The sequence below is a fragment of the Desulfomonile tiedjei genome (genome assembly GCA_016212925.1).
Classification (GTDB): domain Bacteria; phylum Desulfobacterota; class Desulfomonilia; order Desulfomonilales; family Desulfomonilaceae; genus JACRDF01.
In genome coordinates this window covers 109,791-127,343 of sequence record JACRDF010000003.1, presented here as the reverse complement: position 1 = coordinate 127,343, position 17,553 = coordinate 109,791, and the positions used below count along the sequence as shown (strand labels likewise).

Here is a 17,553-nt window from a genome sequence, read left to right as displayed (position 1 = left end):
CAGGCGGCCGGGAAAGCCTGCCCCACGATTCTATGAATGGTTACCATATCTTGGGTCGCTTTCTTATTCAAGGGGAAAGAACCATAAGATCTCGGGCTTTCACGATTTCACCCGAATAGACCCTGGCAGCCTGTTTGACCACGTCCACGTCGTCACAGGGTGGATAGAAGTGCGTCAAGACCAGCTTCTTGGCAGGTGCCTGCTCCGCGATAAGCCCTGCCTCCGACGGGACCAAGTGCCCCGGTTGCTTCAATTCATCCGGCATGGAGCACTCACATATCAGGATTTCCGTGCCCCGCGCCAAATCAATCAAACCTTCCGAAAAATCCGTGTCACCGGAAACCGTGACAGACACGCCATCCGCTTCGATCCTGTAGTGGAGGCTGGGAAAGGAGTGAACAGCGGGGCTCGAACGTATTATAAATCCATCCAGCTCCAAACTTCCAGGTGCACGCGCGTCCATCTCCCGAAGAACCAGCCGATCACCCTTGGGAACTATCCAATCCCCGTACACTCCGACCAAAGCTCGGTAAAATTGTTCCAGACCCGTCGGGCCTATCAAGTGGAAGGGGTCGCTGCGGACCACTCCGTACTCGTAGTTTGAGGCAAACAGGAAAGGAACCAGGTCGGAGACATGGTCCGGATGAAAATGCGTTATGAGAATCGCATCGATCCACTTTGAATCTATGCCGGCCTCACACATTCGGCGCACAGTTCCAGGACCCATGTCCACAAGCGTCCACGATCCGGAGCCTCGCACGCACAGGCCCGAAGCGTTGCGTTCCAGGCTCGGTGTCGCGGTTCCGCTGCCCAGTATCGTGATTTCCATGAAGCTTCCTCCCTCGCTTCCACTGACATTATACCGATGCCGACCGCGAAATGGTAATCTTTCACCGCGGAGATCGCCGCAGGACGGTTACTGTAACATCACTCCGGACCCTTCGTGTTCTCGCGGCGGCCTCTGTGATCTCGGCGGTGAGCAATCTTTCGCTTGCAATGGCCATTCACCGTCTTTGTTAGGATTTCGCTAAGGCGCTTTTCGCTTGACATCGCTGCATGGCACACGTAGAATCATTCCCAATATTTGTCTGCAAAAGTTAACTGCTCGAAACCGCTGGGAAGTTTCTGCCATGAACTTTCAGGCGGGGGAGCATTTGTGTTCGTTTGAATTGGGGCGACATCTCGCGTAGAAAGCGGGATCGTCCTTCGTGTTAAGGAGGAAATCCAAATGCGTCATAATAGGGTTTGGTTGTTAGCAGTCGTGCTGAGCCTGAGCATTGGCATGTTCGCGGCTCCGGCATCGGCATGGGAATTCACGATGACCGGCGCCTGGACCTGGGAGTATGACATCAGGTCGCAGGGCGGTAAGAACGGCTTTTTCGGCCGGTACGACGTTTCGCAGCCCGCGATAGCGAATGCAACAGCACCGATAGCGGTAGCCGCCGGAACGTTTGCGCCATACAATGCATGGTTGGGTATTCAGGCCTTTGACTTGGTTTCAGGCTCCGACGCCGCATGGCAGACCCAATACATGATCAACAACATGGAACTGAGGATCAATCCTGCTGTTCGCGTCAGGGGCAGTTACTGGATCGGCGAGTGGAACCCATTCGGGACGGCAGCCCCGTTTTTCGGCGCCACCGACCGCGGCCTCGGGGACCTCGTAGCGTCCGAGTATTTGAACAACAGGTTTCCTGGCGTTCAGCGCTCTTTCTCCCCTGGATACTGGAACACTCTGTGGATGACCGCGCAGACTCCCTGGGGTATATTGACTTTGGGCAAGAGACCTAACATTTTCGGCACAGGCCTCTTCTACAATGGTATAGAACACCGCACATCAGAATCCTTTTCGATGTCTGTTCCTTACGGACCCCTAACGATGGTGTTGGGGTTTCACCCGGCAAGACGATCGGCAGGCACCGGATTTTTCAATACCGACTTTGACAAGAACAACGGCAGAATTGTCGACGCCTCGGCAACTGCCGTTTACAGAAGCGGGCCCGTGGACATCGGTATTCGCTACAACTATGGTTCAGACCAACATCGTGGCGGTGAAAGTGTCATTGCAGCTCCCGGTGCCACGCAGGGCGGTGTAACGTCCAGGAATGCCACGCGATACCGCCAAGATTTTCTCGATCAGTTTGGCTCGCTGTATATCAAGTATAACAACGGGCGTTTCTTCTTCAATGCAGAGGGTGCTTTTGACTACATAACGGCAAGATTCAGGCAGGGAAACGACGCGGGCGTGCCTCAAGTAAGGACCTTGGCTGCCCTTCAGACCGGCACCGCCGGGCTTGGATCAGCGCCCCAAACCAGGGATGAGTACGTTGAAGCCCTGCGGTTCGTTATGGAATCTGGTGTCCTTTGCGGACCTGCCAAAGTTGCGGGCCTTTATGCCTGGTTGTCAGGCCCTGACAGGCGGAACGGCATTCAGATAGACAGGACAGGTCTGATTACCACTCCTGCGACCAGCACAGATACCACCACCGTATATCGTGCTGCGGCGACCAATTTTTCAAACACAGGGCTGTTCCGGCCTTATAGCTACCTCATGGTTTACACTTATGGTCTCGGCGCGTTTATAAATGCCGACACAGGCAACGGCTATGCCGATGACGCGTCAATCTTCGCAGCAAGGGTCGACTATGCCGTGGCAGCGAACCTGAACTTTTACACGAGCTTTATGTGGGCCGACCGCGCGTCCAAGAGCGGCTGGGGCTGGGGCTTTATCAGGCCCAACGTTGACATCGGCGGCACCTTGGCGGGCGCGCAGGCCTCAAACAGTGCTGTTGTCCTGAACCTTAACTCCCGGAGTTCAGCGCCTAATATCCCCGACACCAATTTGGGATGGGAGATCGACTGGGGCGTTGACTGGAAGCTTCTGGAAGGCTTGCTGCTCAATACCACCTTCGCCTACTGGAAACCCGGTAGGTGGTGGAACTATGCGTGCGTCGACAAGAGTGCCCAGGTGAACTGGAACGTGGGAAGGGCCAGCAACTTCTGGGGCATAAACCCGAACAGAACCATAGACGGCATATTTGCTTTGGAACTGAAGTTCACGGCCGAGTTCTAAAGCCTAATCAAACGATCAATCGACGAAACCAACGGAGGGCTTACAGGCCCTCCGTTTTTTTGTGCAATCTTGCCATGATGGGGGGACTTGTGGTTGTGGGGCAGGCTGGAAAGCATGCCAACACTTACTCTTATACCGATTCGCCATAAAAAATATAACATTGCCGAAAGTTGTCATTGCGAGGGCGTCGAGCCCGAAGCAATCTCAGTGGCGAGAGATTGCTTCGTCGCTTCGCTCCTCGCAATGACAGCTGCTATCCTCGATGTTACGAGAATAATAGCGAACTGGTATTAGGACAGGCAGGCTGGGTGCCCCGCATACCTGCTTCACGTCCCTGGGTGGCTGGCATGCGGAGGCACGACAAACCGAATGAAGACCCCGGACAGCAGACAGAAGACCCCCAGGTAGGCAAAAACCGCAAAGAAGTTGCCGTTCGTGGCGTCCAATATATATCCCGCCAGGGAGGGGCCTATTGCCCCTGAGATAAATCCATAGGCCGTGAATACTAGCCCGAAAATCGCACCGAAATGCTGCAAGCCGAAGCAGTCGGTGGCAAGCGGTGCCGATACGCCGAAAAGCGTCCCGAAAGCAAATCCGATGACCGCGGCCAGAGCCGCCATAACAACCAGGCTGTGGGAGTGCGGGAGAATAAAATAAGCCACTGCCGCGGCGAGGAAAGTGACGCTCATGGTAAAGTTCCGCCCCACAATGTCCGACAGGAAGCCGGTGACCAGTCTGCTTGCCCCGTTCGCCGCACTGAAGGCTGTCAGGAGAATCACGGCAGATTCCAGACTAAACCCGCGTGACAGGCCGAATGCCGTTGACAACGTGACCATGGCTATTCCGGCTGCCCCCTGCAATGCCCAGGTAATCCAGAGAAACCAGAAACTGCTCGTCCTGAGGCTTTCGCTGACAGTCAGAGAACGTCCCAAACCCTGAGCAGCGGCCGACCCAGACGCCGCGGCTCCTTCCTGAGGCAAAGCCGTTCGAGGCGCGTCCGTAAACTGAGCGGCGACAACCCCGATCACCAGAGCAACTATTGCCATGACATAGTTCATCAAAACATAGCCGAGAGAAGCCAGGAGAATCCCGAACAGGGGCGCCATCACGGCTGCAGCCACGCCGAACATTAGGTTCACGATGCCCGACACAAGGCCTCGTCTGGCCGGGAACCAACGCTGAGCCATGGTAAGGCCCGGAATGTAAACAAAACAGGAAGCGGCCCCCATAATAAAAGCCCACAAATAAAGCCAGAAAAGGTTTGAAGCATGCGCGATCAGGAACATATCCAGGCCGGTCAAGATGGCGCCGATGGTGATCATCGCTCGAGTGCCGTACGTCTCCTGCCATCGCCCGACGAAGAACATGAAGATTCCCACGGCTGCTAGAACAAAGAACAGAATGTTTCCTATGGCTCCCTTCCCCACGTGGAAAAGGTCCTGCCAATAAGAAGCCATGACGCCGGGAAATCCAAAGATGAAGCCGCCAGACCAAAAGATGGCCATCGAGGCCCCGATTATGGCTAAAATGCCTCTTCTTGTATGCGTCATCCGGTCTCTCCTGGATATCATGCGGGCAGTAGGACTCTTGCCCGTCCTGTATTCCAACGAGTTGAAAACCACGGATGAGCTTTGCATATCCGTGGCACCAGGTGCAGTTCAGGGTTCCGTAGGAACACATGATAGTAGCCCGGCGATTTAGAAACTGTCTCAAAACCCTGGAACAGAGGAGTTCCCGGGTAGGGGCGCTTCGAGAAGCGCCCTGATTTCGGGCGGTTCACAAACCGCCCCTACCGGTGCCATCGCAGAATCCTCGATTCTGAGACAGTTTCAGCAGTGGCACCCGTCAGTCAATCGGACATTACTTTCGAGCATCGCTATAGGATAAGCAGGCTGGAATCCCGCGCCTCACGGGACTGCCCCATATGTCTGCTCAACTCGTCTCAGTGACTTCGGAACCCGATTCCTTCTACTCGAACGTGATTATCCCGGAGATGGGTCTGCACGCCCAGGATTTCCTGTACGAGCCACAAGTTGGCCTTAACATGGTCAGTGACAAATGGGACGGTGTATTCGGTTGTGCCTCGGGCCAGTGCGGCGAAAAGGATCAACTGATCTGCAACATGTCGGTCAGTGACAGCGCCTGAGTCAAGATCTTCCAGTAATGTTCTTGCCACAAAATCGCCGATGGCCTCGGACCTGCGACCTGGTGCGCCGGCCTGATCCGCTCCGATTAGACAACCACTGTCGGTCTCGGCCCAAACGAGCAAAGCTGCTCCCTTTTGCGCAGCCGTCGAATCTTCCACGAGTTCGATTTCGGGAGCAAAGGCCCTTTTTCTCAGCCTTTCGACACACCGATCCGCCATCCGCCGGCACACCTGTTGTTCGGAGAGATGGGAGGCAAGAGAAATGCCGCGAAGAGCTTTTACCCTGCCCTGCTCCACCCTGCGGAACGCTCCCAACGGACCGGCCAAAGGGGTGAGTTCGAGTTTCAGCCTGCCGGCTCCCCTTGGAACATAGCCGGGCCTGATCATCTCAAGGCGCACGTCAGCTCCCATTTCACGCAGGATGGGTACCAGCACTTTTTTCATGTGGAAGAAGCTGGGCGCGAAGTCCTGAAACAGGCCTCCGGTGATGATGAAGCGGGAAGGGCTTTCGGCAAATAGCGCCGGCGGGATCAAAGTGAACGCCAGCATCGTTGTGGAACCGGCGGTGCCTATATCGAAATGAAACTCGCCGCCCTTCAGGACATTTCCGGGTCGATAAACGATCTCTTGAGAGCCGACTTCTGCGCCCTCCAGGCTTCCCGCGGAAACTGACGCACAAGCACGGGCCGCGCTGAGATGCTGAGCCCTCAATCCGGGTTTGGGACGCTTCGCCCGGATTCGAACGATGTGGAGGGGCTCCCGCCTCAGCGTGGCCAATGCCATCGAATATCGAAGTATAGTGCCGCTTCCTGAATGTGTCGCACCGTCGATCTCGATCATGATGTCCGATATACGTGCGAACCTTTTTGTGTAAAGGGTCCGTGTCTTAGCTCCGCGTCGCCACATCCGAAAAGGTCTGCGGAACTACGGCAATGATCCATTGTGTAATACCACTTCGCCAAAAAAGATATAACATTGCCGAAAGTTGTCATTGCGAGGGCGTTAAGCCCGAAGCAATCTCTCACTGCTGAGATTGCTTCGTCGTTTCACTCCTCGCAATGACAACTCACACCACGTATGTTACGAAAATAATAGCGAAATGGTATAATTCCCTCGGGCATTTCCCGTCTCACGTCACAGTCGGTTGGGGTCGTGCTTCTTAACGTAGGCTAGGACCGAGCGGCCCGTTCTCGAGTACAATTTTATCCTATCATAGTCGAGCGGCACGTTGTTCAGGTATTGCAGGACAAGGGCATCGGAGTCCGACTCTCCCGGGAGAATAGACGAAAAGAAGAATCCCAACTCCTCAAATTGCGAAGCCATATCGTAGGTGAGCGGATCGCCCAGATTCAGGTGAAGCGTGATTACGTCGAATTGTCTCCTGCATAACTCTCTCAGACGGGACCTCACCTCCGAGACGACATCCTTCCCATATTCTTGCACTTGCAGCGCGGCAAAACCACTGGGCTCGTACAGGGTGGATTTTTCGACCAGGACGTGGTTTGTTTTCAAAGCGCCTCGTTGTTGCGAGTTGGGCTCAAGCATTTCGGGAACCGCCCCCAGGTTGCGGTACAGTTTCTCCACAAAGGCCCTGTGGCGCTGTGGGACGTACAGGGTGGGACGAGGAGGGGTCCGCAGGTACTGATATTCCACCGTGAACGTTTCACGCTGGGTAAGTTTTTCATCAATCTGCTTGAAGGATACGTTTGAAGGCGCGTAAGCCAGCATAATCCCGCAGTTGCGGAATCCCAATCGGTAAGAAACCCGCTGCGAAAAGGTATGACTGGTCACCGCGCGTACGTATAGCCCGGTCAGTCCCCTGTGCTTCGCCTGCTCAACGAGAAACTCTGCGAGCTTACGCAGGCACCCCTGTCCGCGAAATTCAGGTTTGACGACCGCCTGGCCCATTTCCGCTATGGAAGGACTGTCAGGAGCGCAGAAAATCGCGCAATGTCCCGCCAGGTCGCCGGCTTCGGTCACGGCCACCGCCGATACTATCCGGCCGCTCCGATTTAACTCGACCATCCTTTCAGGAAAGTACATGTGGGGATAGAAATACGAGTATCCATAGGCTTTGTAAGCCGCCCGGGAGACCTCTACCGCATCTGACGGCTCCATCAATCGCAAATTGAAAGCCATCCTTTTCTTGCTTCGCTGTTTGCCGATTACCGGGGGCTTGAACCGTTCGAGTTCGCACGCCTCGAAATAGTCCGTGATGTTCTTTCCCTTGAGGAACTTCACCAAGTGGGTTTCCTTGCCGTCAGGCCCCAGATAGCGCAACGAGACTTCATCCATCAAGTCCTTCATGAGCGCAATACCGCTCCCGCGATCTTTGGCCGAGCCGGTTGCGGTGCCAGGTTCCATTATGCCCTTAGGATCGAAGGGCAGTCCTTTTTCTTTGACGATGACTTTGAGGCCCACAGGGACCCTTTCGCAGGAGATCTCGAAAGCCTGACGCTCATTGGGTTCGAAGGCATGCTGGATCACGTTTTTCACGGCTTCGGTCACTGCCGCATCTATCTTCTGTTGATCGGTCTCGTCGAATCCGAGCTTTTTAGCCACAGAGCGAACATAAGCGGCGGCAATCGAAACAAAGGATGGATCATTGGGGATTGATAGTTCAGAATATTCGCATCTTGTTTCCACCGCTCTTCTCCTGGCCCGGCAGGGGGCATGCGATTCGGGGTTTCAGCCCTTCCCTCAACAGCATTAACCATACCGGGATATACTCTAACCATACAATGTAATAATCAAAAACCGCGACGCTGTCCGTGGCCTTAAAGTGGAACCGCAAGTAATACAGTGATAGAAGGGCGCTCAAAAGCAGCAGGGAAACCCGTGGCCGTATTGCCACCAGGGGAGCCATCCACAGATAGTACCAGGGGAATTGGGTCGGGCTTAGCAGGAAAACACCGGCTACTGCGAGTAGCGATAGCTCCCACAAGTCACTCTGGTCCCTTGGCGTACCGATGGAGAGCCATGCGGCCCATGAAACAATTGCTGCTGCCGCAATCACTCGGGCAACTAACTGTATCACAGCCTCGTCCCAGGCCAAGACTCGCCCGAACAATTCGGTGGTCCACAGCAAGAGCATGAAGAGGGCGTCATTCATCTCCCACGTTTGACCGTACGCTATGAAGCCCGAGCCTTGGTCAAGACCGGAAAAATAGACGGGCAAGAGCAGTAGCGAGCAAGTGGCGGCAAACAGGCAGACAGCAGGAACCAATCGACGAGGATTGTTCCGCAAAGGTGATAAAACCACGGGAAGGAGCACGACCGGCCAAAGCTTTATGCCCACAGCCCCAGCGAGGATAAGCCCAGCCGCGTTGTATCTGTTTCTCGCTCCCAACATCACCGCGAGCATGACCAATGGGAGAGCCATCACGTCCATGTGAGCGGCGTTGAAGACCTCTCTTATCACCAGAGGATTCCACCAATAGATGGCAGCCAGACCGCAGGACAGCTTCAGGTCCCTGAGAACCAGCAGCACAAGAATCAGATTAGCTGCGTCGAAAAATGCCAACACGAAGCGCCACGCAAATAAGCTCCAAGGTTTGACAAAGTAGGCCACTGAAAAAAATATCTGGGCGACAGGCGGATAAATCGTGCGTAAGTCCGCGTGATTGATCCTGCGAACGACCTCGTCAGACTCCCCGGCCAGTGTGGCAAGTGGAGCCGGAACCGAGTCCGCAGCTTGTTCCGCCTGATTCGGCGAGTACTGATAAGGGTTCATGCCATTGGCCAACACGGCCCCGTCCCACATGTACCGATAGAAATCGGTTTCCAGCATGGGAGTGGAGAAGATGGTTAAGGCCCGAAGGGCAATTCCTACCCCGATCATCCATGTGAAGATCCTCTTCCCTTCAGGATGCGTGAACTTGTTTCGGAATATTGCAAGGAGAAATACCAGGCCTGCCGCGAGCTGGAGAGCGACCAGGGTCAGGACCGGCTTTTCCGCTAGTGGCCGCGTGTATTCAAATTCACCGGATAACCAGGCCAGTGCCGCATGAAGACCCAGCAAAGCCAAGCCGGTCATAACCCATGCCGTGAAGGACGCGTAGGAGGCTTGTCTGAAGAAGCCTGAGCTTAGCCATCTGAGACTGACCATGTAACGACCCGCTTCCCTGTTGGAGGGTACATTCTTATCAATTGTGGGACAGATCCGAAAGTGATTTCGATGACGCCACTGAACTATTCAGATCCGGGTCACGTTGTTATAAATTAACAAAATGAAGACACTTCTGTTTGTACAACTGCCACCACCCCGATTTTCCTTTTCTACGGCAACCACGAATATACCGCTTGCAGCAGGCTTTCTCATGTCCACGCTGGCAAGCTCAGGCCTCAAGAACCTGGACTTCGAGGTCCTGTCACCCCAGATCTCGGATGTGCTCGGTGATCGAGGGCTGGCCCTTGAGATTGCTCGAAGGCGTCCTTTTGTTATCGCTATGACTCTCTACGTCTGGAATGTGGAAAGGAGCCTGTTTCTGGCCTCGGACATCAAGAGGCGCTTCCCCGGAACCACCATTCTGGCCGGTGGGCCCGAAGTTACCCCTGACAACCTCTGGGTGCTGCGACATCCCGCTGTGGATGTCGGAGTTTTCGGAGAAGGCGAATCCAGAATCGCGGCGGTGATGGACGCGCTTCTCAAAGGGAAATCCCTGGAACATATCCCGGGCGTCTTTTTCAAAGACCAAGGTGAAGTGTGCGCCAACCTTGGGCCGGCCCCCGCGTGGGACCTCTCATCCTGCCCGTACCCCTACCTGGACGGTCGGATCTTGCCGTCCAGAGATGGTACGCTTTTTCTCGAGACAGTCAGGGGTTGTCCGTTTCAATGCCGTTATTGCTACTACCATAAGGCTTTTCAGCAAACGCGTTTTCATCCGCGGCCGGCAGTGGAGAATGTGCTGGACTTTGCCTACTCCCGCGATTCAGCGGTTCGCGAAATCTACCTGATGGACCCCACTTTCAACGCAAGAAAAGGATTCAGGACATTGCTAAGATCCATGGCCGGGCGAAGGCGTCAAAAGGACCTGGCCCTTCACACGGAGCTGCGCGCAGACTCACTGACTGCTGATGACGTGGGATTGTTGAAGGACGCAGGACTGGTTTCAGCCGAGATAGGCCTCCAGACCACTAATCTTGAAGCTCTCCGAGAGGCGGGCCGCAGGCAGGAACCGGCAAAGGTCGCGCGGGGTGTAACGCTGTTGAAGGAAGCGGGAATCGAGGTCACGACGGGAATCATACTCGGACTTCCCAAAGATACTCCCGAAGGCTTTTCCGCCACTTTGAAGTGGCTCAAACAAACGGGGGCATATTCCGTGGTCCATCCTTTTGTCCTGTCAATGCTACCCGGAACTGATTTCAAGTCACGGGCTTCCAGCCTTGGGATCAGGTATGATCACCGGCCCCCGTACTACGTTCGTTCCACTCCTACTTTTCCCGAACATCGGCTTCGGACCGCGCTTCTGGAATGCGAGAAGACTTTCGATATGGAACTGGACTACATTCCCCCGCCTTCCTTGGTGGATCGGGGAACGGGCTTAATTTCCAGGCCGGATCAGACAACGTACGTGAGCAAATGGATAGTTGATCTCCAGAATGAGCCTGATTGGCCACGCGTTGCGCCAGAGGTTATTTCAAAGGCTACGGACCCTTTCGTGCTCTGGTTCAGAGGTGTTCGAACGACAGGCACGGAAAAAGCCATGCTCCAGTTCCTCAGGGACTTCGCTCTTGCGAATCCTCATGCGTGCCTACATCTTGTACTGGAGTTCTCGGAACCGCCTGACTTGCCTTTTTTCCGAAAAGCGCTCGAAGTTTCGGCCGACCCGGGCCTCTTCGTGAATCGGTCTTATGCGCCCCTGTACGGCGAAGACGAAGTGGTATCTCTGAATTTCACCGTGGTTTTGCCGGACCCTGGTGATCATCGCCGACGTTCTTCGATCTCCAACGGGCTAGGCTCCATGGCGTCGGTTGTGTGGGACTGGAAAACCCTGGATGACGCTCGGCTGATGCGTTCCGACGCGCCCTTGTTGGTCTCACCTCCAATGGCGGACCTGGCCGGCGATGTTGAAGGGCTGCTGAATGTCCTCCAGGGGGCGCATGAGGATCACCCGGAGGAAGTTCTGTTCAGAGATCCTCTTTTGCAGCAGATATGGGACTACCGGTTCCGGAAACTCGACCCGGCCGCGGGCTGGCCGGAAAGGATTCTCAATAAAATCTGGAGGGTCCAATGAAGGTCCAAGATGTTTGGTCTCAGGCGGGCATTTGAGTCAACAGATGTTGTGGGACTTCGTCGTTAGCTTTTTTCTACAGAAGCCGATACCGATTCTCCTCCGTCATTCTCGACCTTGTCCCAGGTACTCACAGGCCCAGGTACCATCCTGGAGAGACGATGGTACTGCCAGGCCAAATGGCAGTGCAGAATTACATCCTCGATGTAATCCCTCAGTTCATTCATTACACCGAATTGTCCTTCCGCTTCTTCCTTTTCCGCTCCCTCTTTGACCAGAGCGTCCACCTTCATCAGGTTGTCGAAAATTTTGCCGAAGCATTTGTGAACGTGAAGTTCAAACTCTTCCCTTGTTGAAAAATCCACAGTCTTGGTTCCTTTCGGTGCGAGCTTCTTGTCGAGCCCTCAGAATTGGGTGTGGAAGCGGCCGCGTGAGCCTGACACAGTGATGGGGCGGAGGGCCCCTCGGTGAGGAGCCACCCCGCGGTCAACCGCGTGCTACGGACGAATCTATGTGCCGATACGCTTCCATTTCCCTTCCGGGATCATGAGGTCGTTTATTCGCTGTTCGGCATGGTCGTTAACGAAGAAGGTGTCGGGTGCGTCGGGACCGACCAAAACCACAGGGCCCTTAAATTTGTCGGCAAAGGCTTCAATGGTGGTTGTCCCTCCGAAATCCGCTCCTTTGGCCTTGTATCCAATGACAAGGACTTCATAATCGCCCTTTTTGAAGCACTTTCTCAATTCCCACTCATCATTGCCTTCGCAGAGGCGGAATCCCACTTCAACGTAATCGCCCAGGCGCTCGTCGAACATTTCGCGCATCTCTTTATCTTTTTTGGCGATGAGATCCGGAGTGACCTTCGCTGTCTCCTTTTTATCCGCATCCACGAAAACCACATCTCGTCGAAGGGTATACGGTGACTCCAGGAAATGAAAAACGTTCAATTTCGTTTGATAATGTCGTGCCAGGGACAAAGCGTAGTCAAAGGCCCAATCTCCCTGGCGAGAAAATATGGCACACAGCCCTATTCCATTCATGATACCTCCTGCTTTTCGTTTCTGATAGTCCGAAAGCCTGATTACTTGTGCAGCGTCTTGGGGCATGGTTACATCGCTTTCTTCAATGCATTTTGGGGGTGCGTCGGCATTAGCGGAATTTCAACTGAGAAAGTGGTCCCCTCACCCACCCTGGAGGCCACTCTCATCTTGCCGCCGTGCTCTTCGATGATTTTCCTTGTCACCACGAGTCCCAGGCCGGTGCCTTTGGAACCTTTCGTGGAATAAAACTTTTTGAAAAGATTGTCCTTGATTTCGTCCGACATTCCGCAGCCGTCGTCGGTAATCTGCAAATGCAGCCACGGGGCTTCGACTCTTCCACTTAGTATAATGTGATGGGTGTCCTGTACCGGGCTCACGGAGCATGCGCAAATTGCGTTAGAGATCAGGTTGGACAACACGGTGTGTAATCCGTTGGGGTCAAGTCTGGCGAGACCCATTTCCGGTTCAAAGTCTTTCACGAGTTCGATTCCCTTGGCGAGTGCTTGCCCTTCATAGAGGTCGAACACCTCGGAAAGAACCTGGGCCGGATCACATTCCTTGTACTCGGGCTCTCGTTCTTTGGACGCGTACAGTATGTCCTTGACCAGTTCCGAGACCTTGGCCACGTTCTTCTTCACCATATCCCATCCTACACGGATTCGCTCCTCTTTACCAGTCCTTATGCCCGAATCTACAACGTACACTCCTCCTTCGAGGCCTGAAAGTATATTTTTCACCGCGTGGGACATCCCTGCGATTGTCTCGCCTAGGATGGTAAGTTCATTTTGAAGGAGCTTTAATTCTGTGACGTTTGTACACATCTCCATTACCGCTACTGTTTCTCCGGTTTCGTCGGTAATGGGCGAAGTCTGGAGGATAATGTGGACGTCTTTACCATCGAGATTCCAGAGTTCTTCCGAGCTGTGGCTCTCCCCGTCTGCAAAGGTCCTTTCCACCGGGCAGTTCTCGCATTTTGAGTCTCGTCGTTTGTATGTCTCGTAGCAGTGTTTGCCCCAACTATCGCCGAAATCTTGAGCAAACATTTTATTGTAGAATGCCACTCTGAAATTACGGTCAACCACTGTCAGATAACAGGGCACGTTGTCGAAGAGGTTTTTGAACTGTTCTTCTTTCTTCTTGAGTTCGATCTGGAGCCTCTCAAGCCGTGTGACATCCACGGACATTTCAAGCACCTCGGCGACTTTGCCTTCGTCATCCATGATGGGAACCGTATTGACAATCACATAGATTTTCTTCTTTCCATTGCCGGCCAGGTTCCATATCTCTTCGGACCTATGTGACAGGCCGTCTTGGTAGGTCTTCTCCACCAGGCAGTTCTCGCACTTGGAATCAAAACCCTTGTAGCCCGTAAAGCAGTTCTTGCCCACCTGATCTCCGAACTCATCATGAAAGGCCTGATTAGCCCGCACAATGCGGTAATCACGGCTTACCACCGTCAAGTAACACGGAACTTTCTCAAAAAGCTCCTTATACATGCGGCGGCTTTGTTCGACTTGTCTGGTGCGCTCGTTAATTTGCCGGCTCATTTCGTCAAATGATCGGGAAAGCTCGGCTATAGAATCCCGGCCCCTCGGTGTTGCATCCGGGACGTATTCCCCTCGGGCCATTTTCTTGGCTTTGTTCTGCAGTCGTCGCAATGGATGACTGACCAGGAATATCACTCCTAGCCCGATGATGGATGAAATAAAAACGAACAGGAGAAAGCCGAATACGACTGTGTTGTGCGCATTTTCCAGAATCTGGGCGCGGAGTCCTCCCAGAGGCAGCTTGACTTCCAAAGCGCCGAGCACCTTATGGGATTCCGGATGCGCATGGCACGACGCAGTGGAGCAGCTCATTGTGTTGGACAGCGGGTTCACCACGGTTAGAAGCCTGCCCTCGTCGAGAAATTGGTATCTCACCTGCGCGTCGGTCTCCAACTCGCGCAAGAGATTCGCCGCTTCATTCCCCTTTGAAGGCTGACCCACCGAAGAATCCGCATCGTTCCTGCTGGTATAATGGAGCACGCCGTTTCGGTCGTAAATGTTGATTTCCTTGAAGCCTTCCTGCCTGCCGATAGCCTTTACGATCTCCCTGATGACTTCCCGGTCTTTGGTCATCATCCCGTTCCAGATCGCGGCCTTTATCACCTCGGAATCCTTCAGGGCGCTCTTGATCCTGGCATTGACCAGGCTTTCTTCTTGAGTGGCAATGTTGTGATAAGTAAAGGCCACGACTGTGAGAAACAGGACGAGTCCCACGTAGAAACTGAGTTTGAATCTCAGGCTACCAATGAAGTTTCTGAAAAGTCGTATAGCGGCATGGAACATGTCGGGCTTCGCTGTCGGGTCTTGGGGGAGTGATTGACTCCCCCAAGGCTCGGGGGTCTTCTCAAGGAGCGCTCTTATCCTATGGCTTTCTTGATAGCTGCAAGGAGAACGTCCTTATTGACCGGTTTTTCTATGTATGCTTCAGGAGGTCTGATCGCGCGCTTCTGTATCCATTCCTTGAAGTCCATACTCGGAACGTCGTCCTTGCCGAATCCGGTGACCATTACGACGGGGATGTCTTTGGTATCGTCATCCTTCCTCATCTCGCGGAACATCTTGATCCCTGTCTTGTTGGGCATGAGCAGATCGAGGGAAACCAGGTCAGGCCTGTCGGATTTCACCTTGGCAAGCCCTTCCTCCCCGTCCATCGCCGTTGCGGTCTCGTATCCATTGTCCTCCAGCAGAGTGCAAAGGAAGGTGACCATATCAGGTTCGTCATCAATCACCAGAATCTTCTTGGGCATCGTAAACCTCCTTGTGCTGTTGTTGACCGTCCAACTACACTATAGCGTACCTCGACCCTTATGACTCCCCTAAAGAACAAGCGCCGGCGCGAGAAGTTCCGCAAGGTTCATCACCTTTGCGCCGATGTGCCAATGGTCGATGATTTCCTTAAGTTGGTCCGTGCAATTATGGCAGGACTGCAGCACCACATTGGCGCCGGTAGCGCGTATCTCGTCGGCCTTGATCTTGCCGGCCGCGATTCGCCGCGGAGAGAACTCGGACATGGCCAGGGCTCCTCCCCCACCACCACAGCAGAAGCTCCTCTCCTTATTATGTTCCATTTCCACGAAATCGTCCACTGCTGCCCTGATGACGATCCTGGGCTCTTCCAACACCCCCCCGGATCGGGCGATATTACAGGAGTCATGGTAGGTGAAACGTTTCCCCTCCCACACGGATTTGTCACATTTGATCTTGCCCTCGAGAATCAACTGGGCCATCAGTTCCATCATGCTCGTGATCTTAAACGGAACGCCGCCGACCCAGGTGGGCAATTCCCATCGAAGTGCGCGGTACCCGTGACCGCATTCGCCGGAAAGCAGGTATTCACAACCGAGTCTTTTGACATCCTCGGCCTGCCACATGGCGAACAGCTTGGCGTCCGCGTCGTTGCCGTTGAACAGAGCATAATTTGTAAGATCCCAGTAACGGGAAGAAATCGTGAAATCCACGCCTGCGGCATTCAGTACTTTGGCGCTGGCCTGAATGGTGAGCGGATAATATTTCGGCTCACGCGGATTAAGCGTAAGGAAATATTGCGCTCCCTTCTTGTCTACAGGAATGGTGAAATTCTGGCATCCGTCCTCATCCTGCAGTTCTTCTTCGATCCATTCTATGGTCTCGATGAACTCATCCTGCGGCACGGCCATGTTGTTGCCGTGATTGTAATGGGTGTCCACCGTTTCCTGCAGGTTCGCGGGACAGCGCCCAACTTGCTGCATTATACCACGAGCAGCCCGCACCATCATTCCATAATCAACACCCATGGGGCAATTATAGGTACAGCGCCGACACATGGTACAACCGCCGAAGAGCTTATCGAACATATCCTCAGCCAGGTCTTTGGTCAGAGGTTTAGCTCCCACAAAAGAAGGGAAAATCCGCCCCATCCAGTCGTATCGGCTTTTGTACCATTTGCGAAACCTGTCCGCCTTGTACGCGGGTACCAGGGTCTTGTCTTCAGGGATGGAAACACTGTAGTGGCAAGCGTCGCTGCACATGCCGCAATGAATGCACCCGGCAAGAGACGCGGCCACCACGCGATTGAGCTTGGCGGGAAGTAGCTTCTCCATCTCGGCCAGCATTTCCGGCGTGAATTCGGGTTTCAAGGGCCACTCTCTCTCTTCGGGCGAGCCGAGCTTTTCAGGGGCCTCGGGTTTCAGTTGGTCAGCCTGTTTCTCTTGTATTTCAGCCATCTATCTTCCTCCATCGTATATTGTCGTAATCCTGATTACCGGCTTCAGACTTTGGGGTTCCATGTGGCATTCACGTTGCCCTTGTTCAAAATCCCCCGCCCGCCGAAAACCATGCCGAAATTGACCCGGCCGAAGGGATAGAGCACGTAATGGGATATCTTGCTGAAGGGCACATAAATGAGGAAAAATGTGGTCATCAGGAAGAAGAGCCACATCCAGCCCGTCTCAGGTTTGCCCTGAATCCACAACCACATGGTCACAACTCCCACCCCAAAGAACACCGTCATGAGGATGATGGCGAAGTAGTCGTCAGGGCTGCTGATAATCTTGATCTCCGGCACTGTGAGCCGCCTGTAGATGCGGCGAAGCCCAATCAGGAAGGCAAGCCCCATGAAAACCATGAAGACCGCGGTGACAGTAGGAGTCATGAGAAATGGCACCAAAGGAATAAGAAAGGTCGACCCGATGGTGAGGGCGACTGCGATGTGAAAAATCAAGAACTCTGTATAAAAGTAAAGGTTCTTCTCGGTGCTCTCCATGTCCCAGGGGCGAAGCACGTTGGTAAGAGAATGCAGTGCTCCTGCGACCCGATCACCTTTAAGCTCCGCCCTTTCTGCTGGAAAGGGTTTTTTCAGCAGCTGATAGATCTTAATAGTGTACATCAAGGCCATAAAGGCCAAGCACACGTATTGAACAGGTTCCTCCAATATCAACAGCGCGTGGCTCACTTCGTTCGGCATAACTCTTTCCTCTCCCTTCGTCGCGGTTATCTTTCGCCCTTTCCGGGCAATGTGATGCGGTTTGGCTAAGAC

Annotated in this window: 13 protein-coding genes; 2 read left to right on the top strand and 11 right to left on the bottom strand. The window is 54.0% G+C overall.

What is annotated here, in order from left to right; translation table 11 throughout:
* Nucleotides 1–67: 67 nt before the first annotated feature.
* A complete protein-coding gene (locus HY913_01175) occupies nt 68–829 on the bottom strand; it encodes an MBL fold metallo-hydrolase (GenBank protein ID MBI4961865.1) in 762 nt (253 codons plus the stop codon).
* Between the two features lie 399 nt (nt 830–1,228).
* Between HY913_01175 and HY913_01170 the strand changes: the two genes are divergently transcribed.
* Nucleotides 1,229–3,073: a hypothetical protein gene (locus HY913_01170; protein MBI4961864.1), complete on the top strand. Its 1,845-nt coding sequence runs from the start codon at nt 1,229–1,231 to the stop codon at nt 3,071–3,073.
* Between the two features lie 326 nt (nt 3,074–3,399).
* On the opposite strand, the gene HY913_01165 is transcribed toward HY913_01170, so the two are convergent.
* The 4 genes from HY913_01165 to HY913_01150 all read right to left on the bottom strand — a co-directional run bounded on the left by HY913_01165 (nt 3,400) and on the right by HY913_01150 (nt 9,327).
* Nucleotides 3,400–4,623, bottom strand: coding sequence for an MFS transporter (locus HY913_01165; protein MBI4961863.1), 1,224 nt, complete (start codon nt 4,621–4,623; stop codon nt 3,400–3,402).
* Nucleotides 4,624–5,015: 392 nt separating this feature from the next.
* Nucleotides 5,016–6,059 carry an RNA 3'-phosphate cyclase gene (rtcA, locus tag HY913_01160; GenBank protein MBI4961862.1) on the bottom strand — a complete coding sequence of 348 codons (1,044 nt, stop codon included), beginning with the start codon at nt 6,057–6,059 and terminating at the stop codon, nt 5,016–5,018.
* Between the two features lie 294 nt (nt 6,060–6,353).
* Complete coding sequence (locus HY913_01155; GenBank protein ID MBI4961861.1) at nt 6,354–7,865, bottom strand: GNAT family N-acetyltransferase; 1,512 nt, start codon at nt 7,863–7,865, stop codon at nt 6,354–6,356.
* Complete coding sequence (locus HY913_01150) at nt 7,840–9,327, bottom strand: DUF2029 domain-containing protein (GenBank protein ID MBI4961860.1); 1,488 nt, start codon at nt 9,325–9,327, stop codon at nt 7,840–7,842. Before HY913_01150 ends, HY913_01155 begins: the two co-directional genes overlap by 26 nt.
* 211 nt (nt 9,328–9,538) lie before the next feature.
* On the opposite strand from HY913_01150, the gene HY913_01145 reads away from it, so the two are divergent.
* A complete protein-coding gene (locus tag HY913_01145; protein ID MBI4961859.1) occupies nt 9,539–11,455 on the top strand; it encodes a B12-binding domain-containing radical SAM protein in 1,917 nt (638 codons plus the stop codon).
* A gap of 62 nt (nt 11,456–11,517) precedes the next feature.
* Here the strand turns inward: HY913_01145 and HY913_01140 are convergent, their stop codons facing one another.
* From HY913_01140 to HY913_01115, 6 genes are all read right to left on the bottom strand, one after another.
* Nucleotides 11,518–11,817 carry a hypothetical protein gene (locus tag HY913_01140; GenBank protein MBI4961858.1) on the bottom strand — a complete coding sequence of 100 codons (300 nt, stop codon included), beginning with the start codon at nt 11,815–11,817 and terminating at the stop codon, nt 11,518–11,520.
* A 144-nt stretch (nt 11,818–11,961) separates the two neighbouring features.
* Complete coding sequence (locus tag HY913_01135) at nt 11,962–12,492, bottom strand: universal stress protein (GenBank protein ID MBI4961857.1); 531 nt, start codon at nt 12,490–12,492, stop codon at nt 11,962–11,964.
* Nucleotides 12,493–12,560: 68 nt separating this feature from the next.
* Nucleotides 12,561–14,822, bottom strand: a complete 2,262-nt coding sequence (locus HY913_01130; GenBank protein MBI4961856.1) for a PAS domain-containing protein — start codon at nt 14,820–14,822, stop codon at nt 12,561–12,563.
* A 74-nt stretch (nt 14,823–14,896) separates the two neighbouring features.
* On the bottom strand, nt 14,897–15,286 hold the full coding sequence (locus HY913_01125) for a response regulator (GenBank protein ID MBI4961855.1): 390 nt from the start codon (nt 15,284–15,286) through the stop codon (nt 14,897–14,899).
* Nucleotides 15,287–15,355: 69 nt separating this feature from the next.
* Nucleotides 15,356–16,741 (bottom strand): (Fe-S)-binding protein, encoded by a 1,386-nt coding sequence (locus HY913_01120; protein ID MBI4961854.1) that lies wholly within the window; start codon nt 16,739–16,741, stop codon nt 15,356–15,358.
* 44 nt (nt 16,742–16,785) lie between these two features.
* Nucleotides 16,786–17,481, bottom strand: a complete 696-nt coding sequence (locus tag HY913_01115) for a hypothetical protein (GenBank protein ID MBI4961853.1) — start codon at nt 17,479–17,481, stop codon at nt 16,786–16,788.
* Between the last annotated feature and the right edge of the window lie 72 nt (nt 17,482–17,553).

Coding starts and splice junctions, on each gene's coding strand:
- HY913_01115 (MBI4961853.1), bottom strand. CDS start 17,481: ATGCCGAACGAAGTGAGCCACGCGCTGTTGATATTGGAGGAACCTGTT.
- HY913_01135 (MBI4961857.1), bottom strand. CDS start 12,492: ATGAATGGAATAGGGCTGTGTGCCATATTTTCTCGCCAGGGAGATTGG.
- HY913_01165 (MBI4961863.1), bottom strand. CDS start 4,623: ATGACGCATACAAGAAGAGGCATTTTAGCCATAATCGGGGCCTCGATG.
- HY913_01175 (MBI4961865.1), bottom strand. CDS start 829: ATGGAAATCACGATACTGGGCAGCGGAACCGCGACACCGAGCCTGGAA.
- HY913_01170 (MBI4961864.1), top strand. CDS start 1,229: ATGCGTCATAATAGGGTTTGGTTGTTAGCAGTCGTGCTGAGCCTGAGC.
- HY913_01130 (MBI4961856.1), bottom strand. CDS start 14,822: ATGTTCCATGCCGCTATACGACTTTTCAGAAACTTCATTGGTAGCCTG.
- HY913_01150 (MBI4961860.1), bottom strand. CDS start 9,327: ATGGTCAGTCTCAGATGGCTAAGCTCAGGCTTCTTCAGACAAGCCTCC.
- rtcA (MBI4961862.1), bottom strand. CDS start 6,059: ATGATCGAGATCGACGGTGCGACACATTCAGGAAGCGGCACTATACTT.
- HY913_01145 (MBI4961859.1), top strand. CDS start 9,539: ATGTCCACGCTGGCAAGCTCAGGCCTCAAGAACCTGGACTTCGAGGTC.
- HY913_01120 (MBI4961854.1), bottom strand. CDS start 16,741: ATGGCTGAAATACAAGAGAAACAGGCTGACCAACTGAAACCCGAGGCC.
- HY913_01125 (MBI4961855.1), bottom strand. CDS start 15,286: ATGCCCAAGAAGATTCTGGTGATTGATGACGAACCTGATATGGTCACC.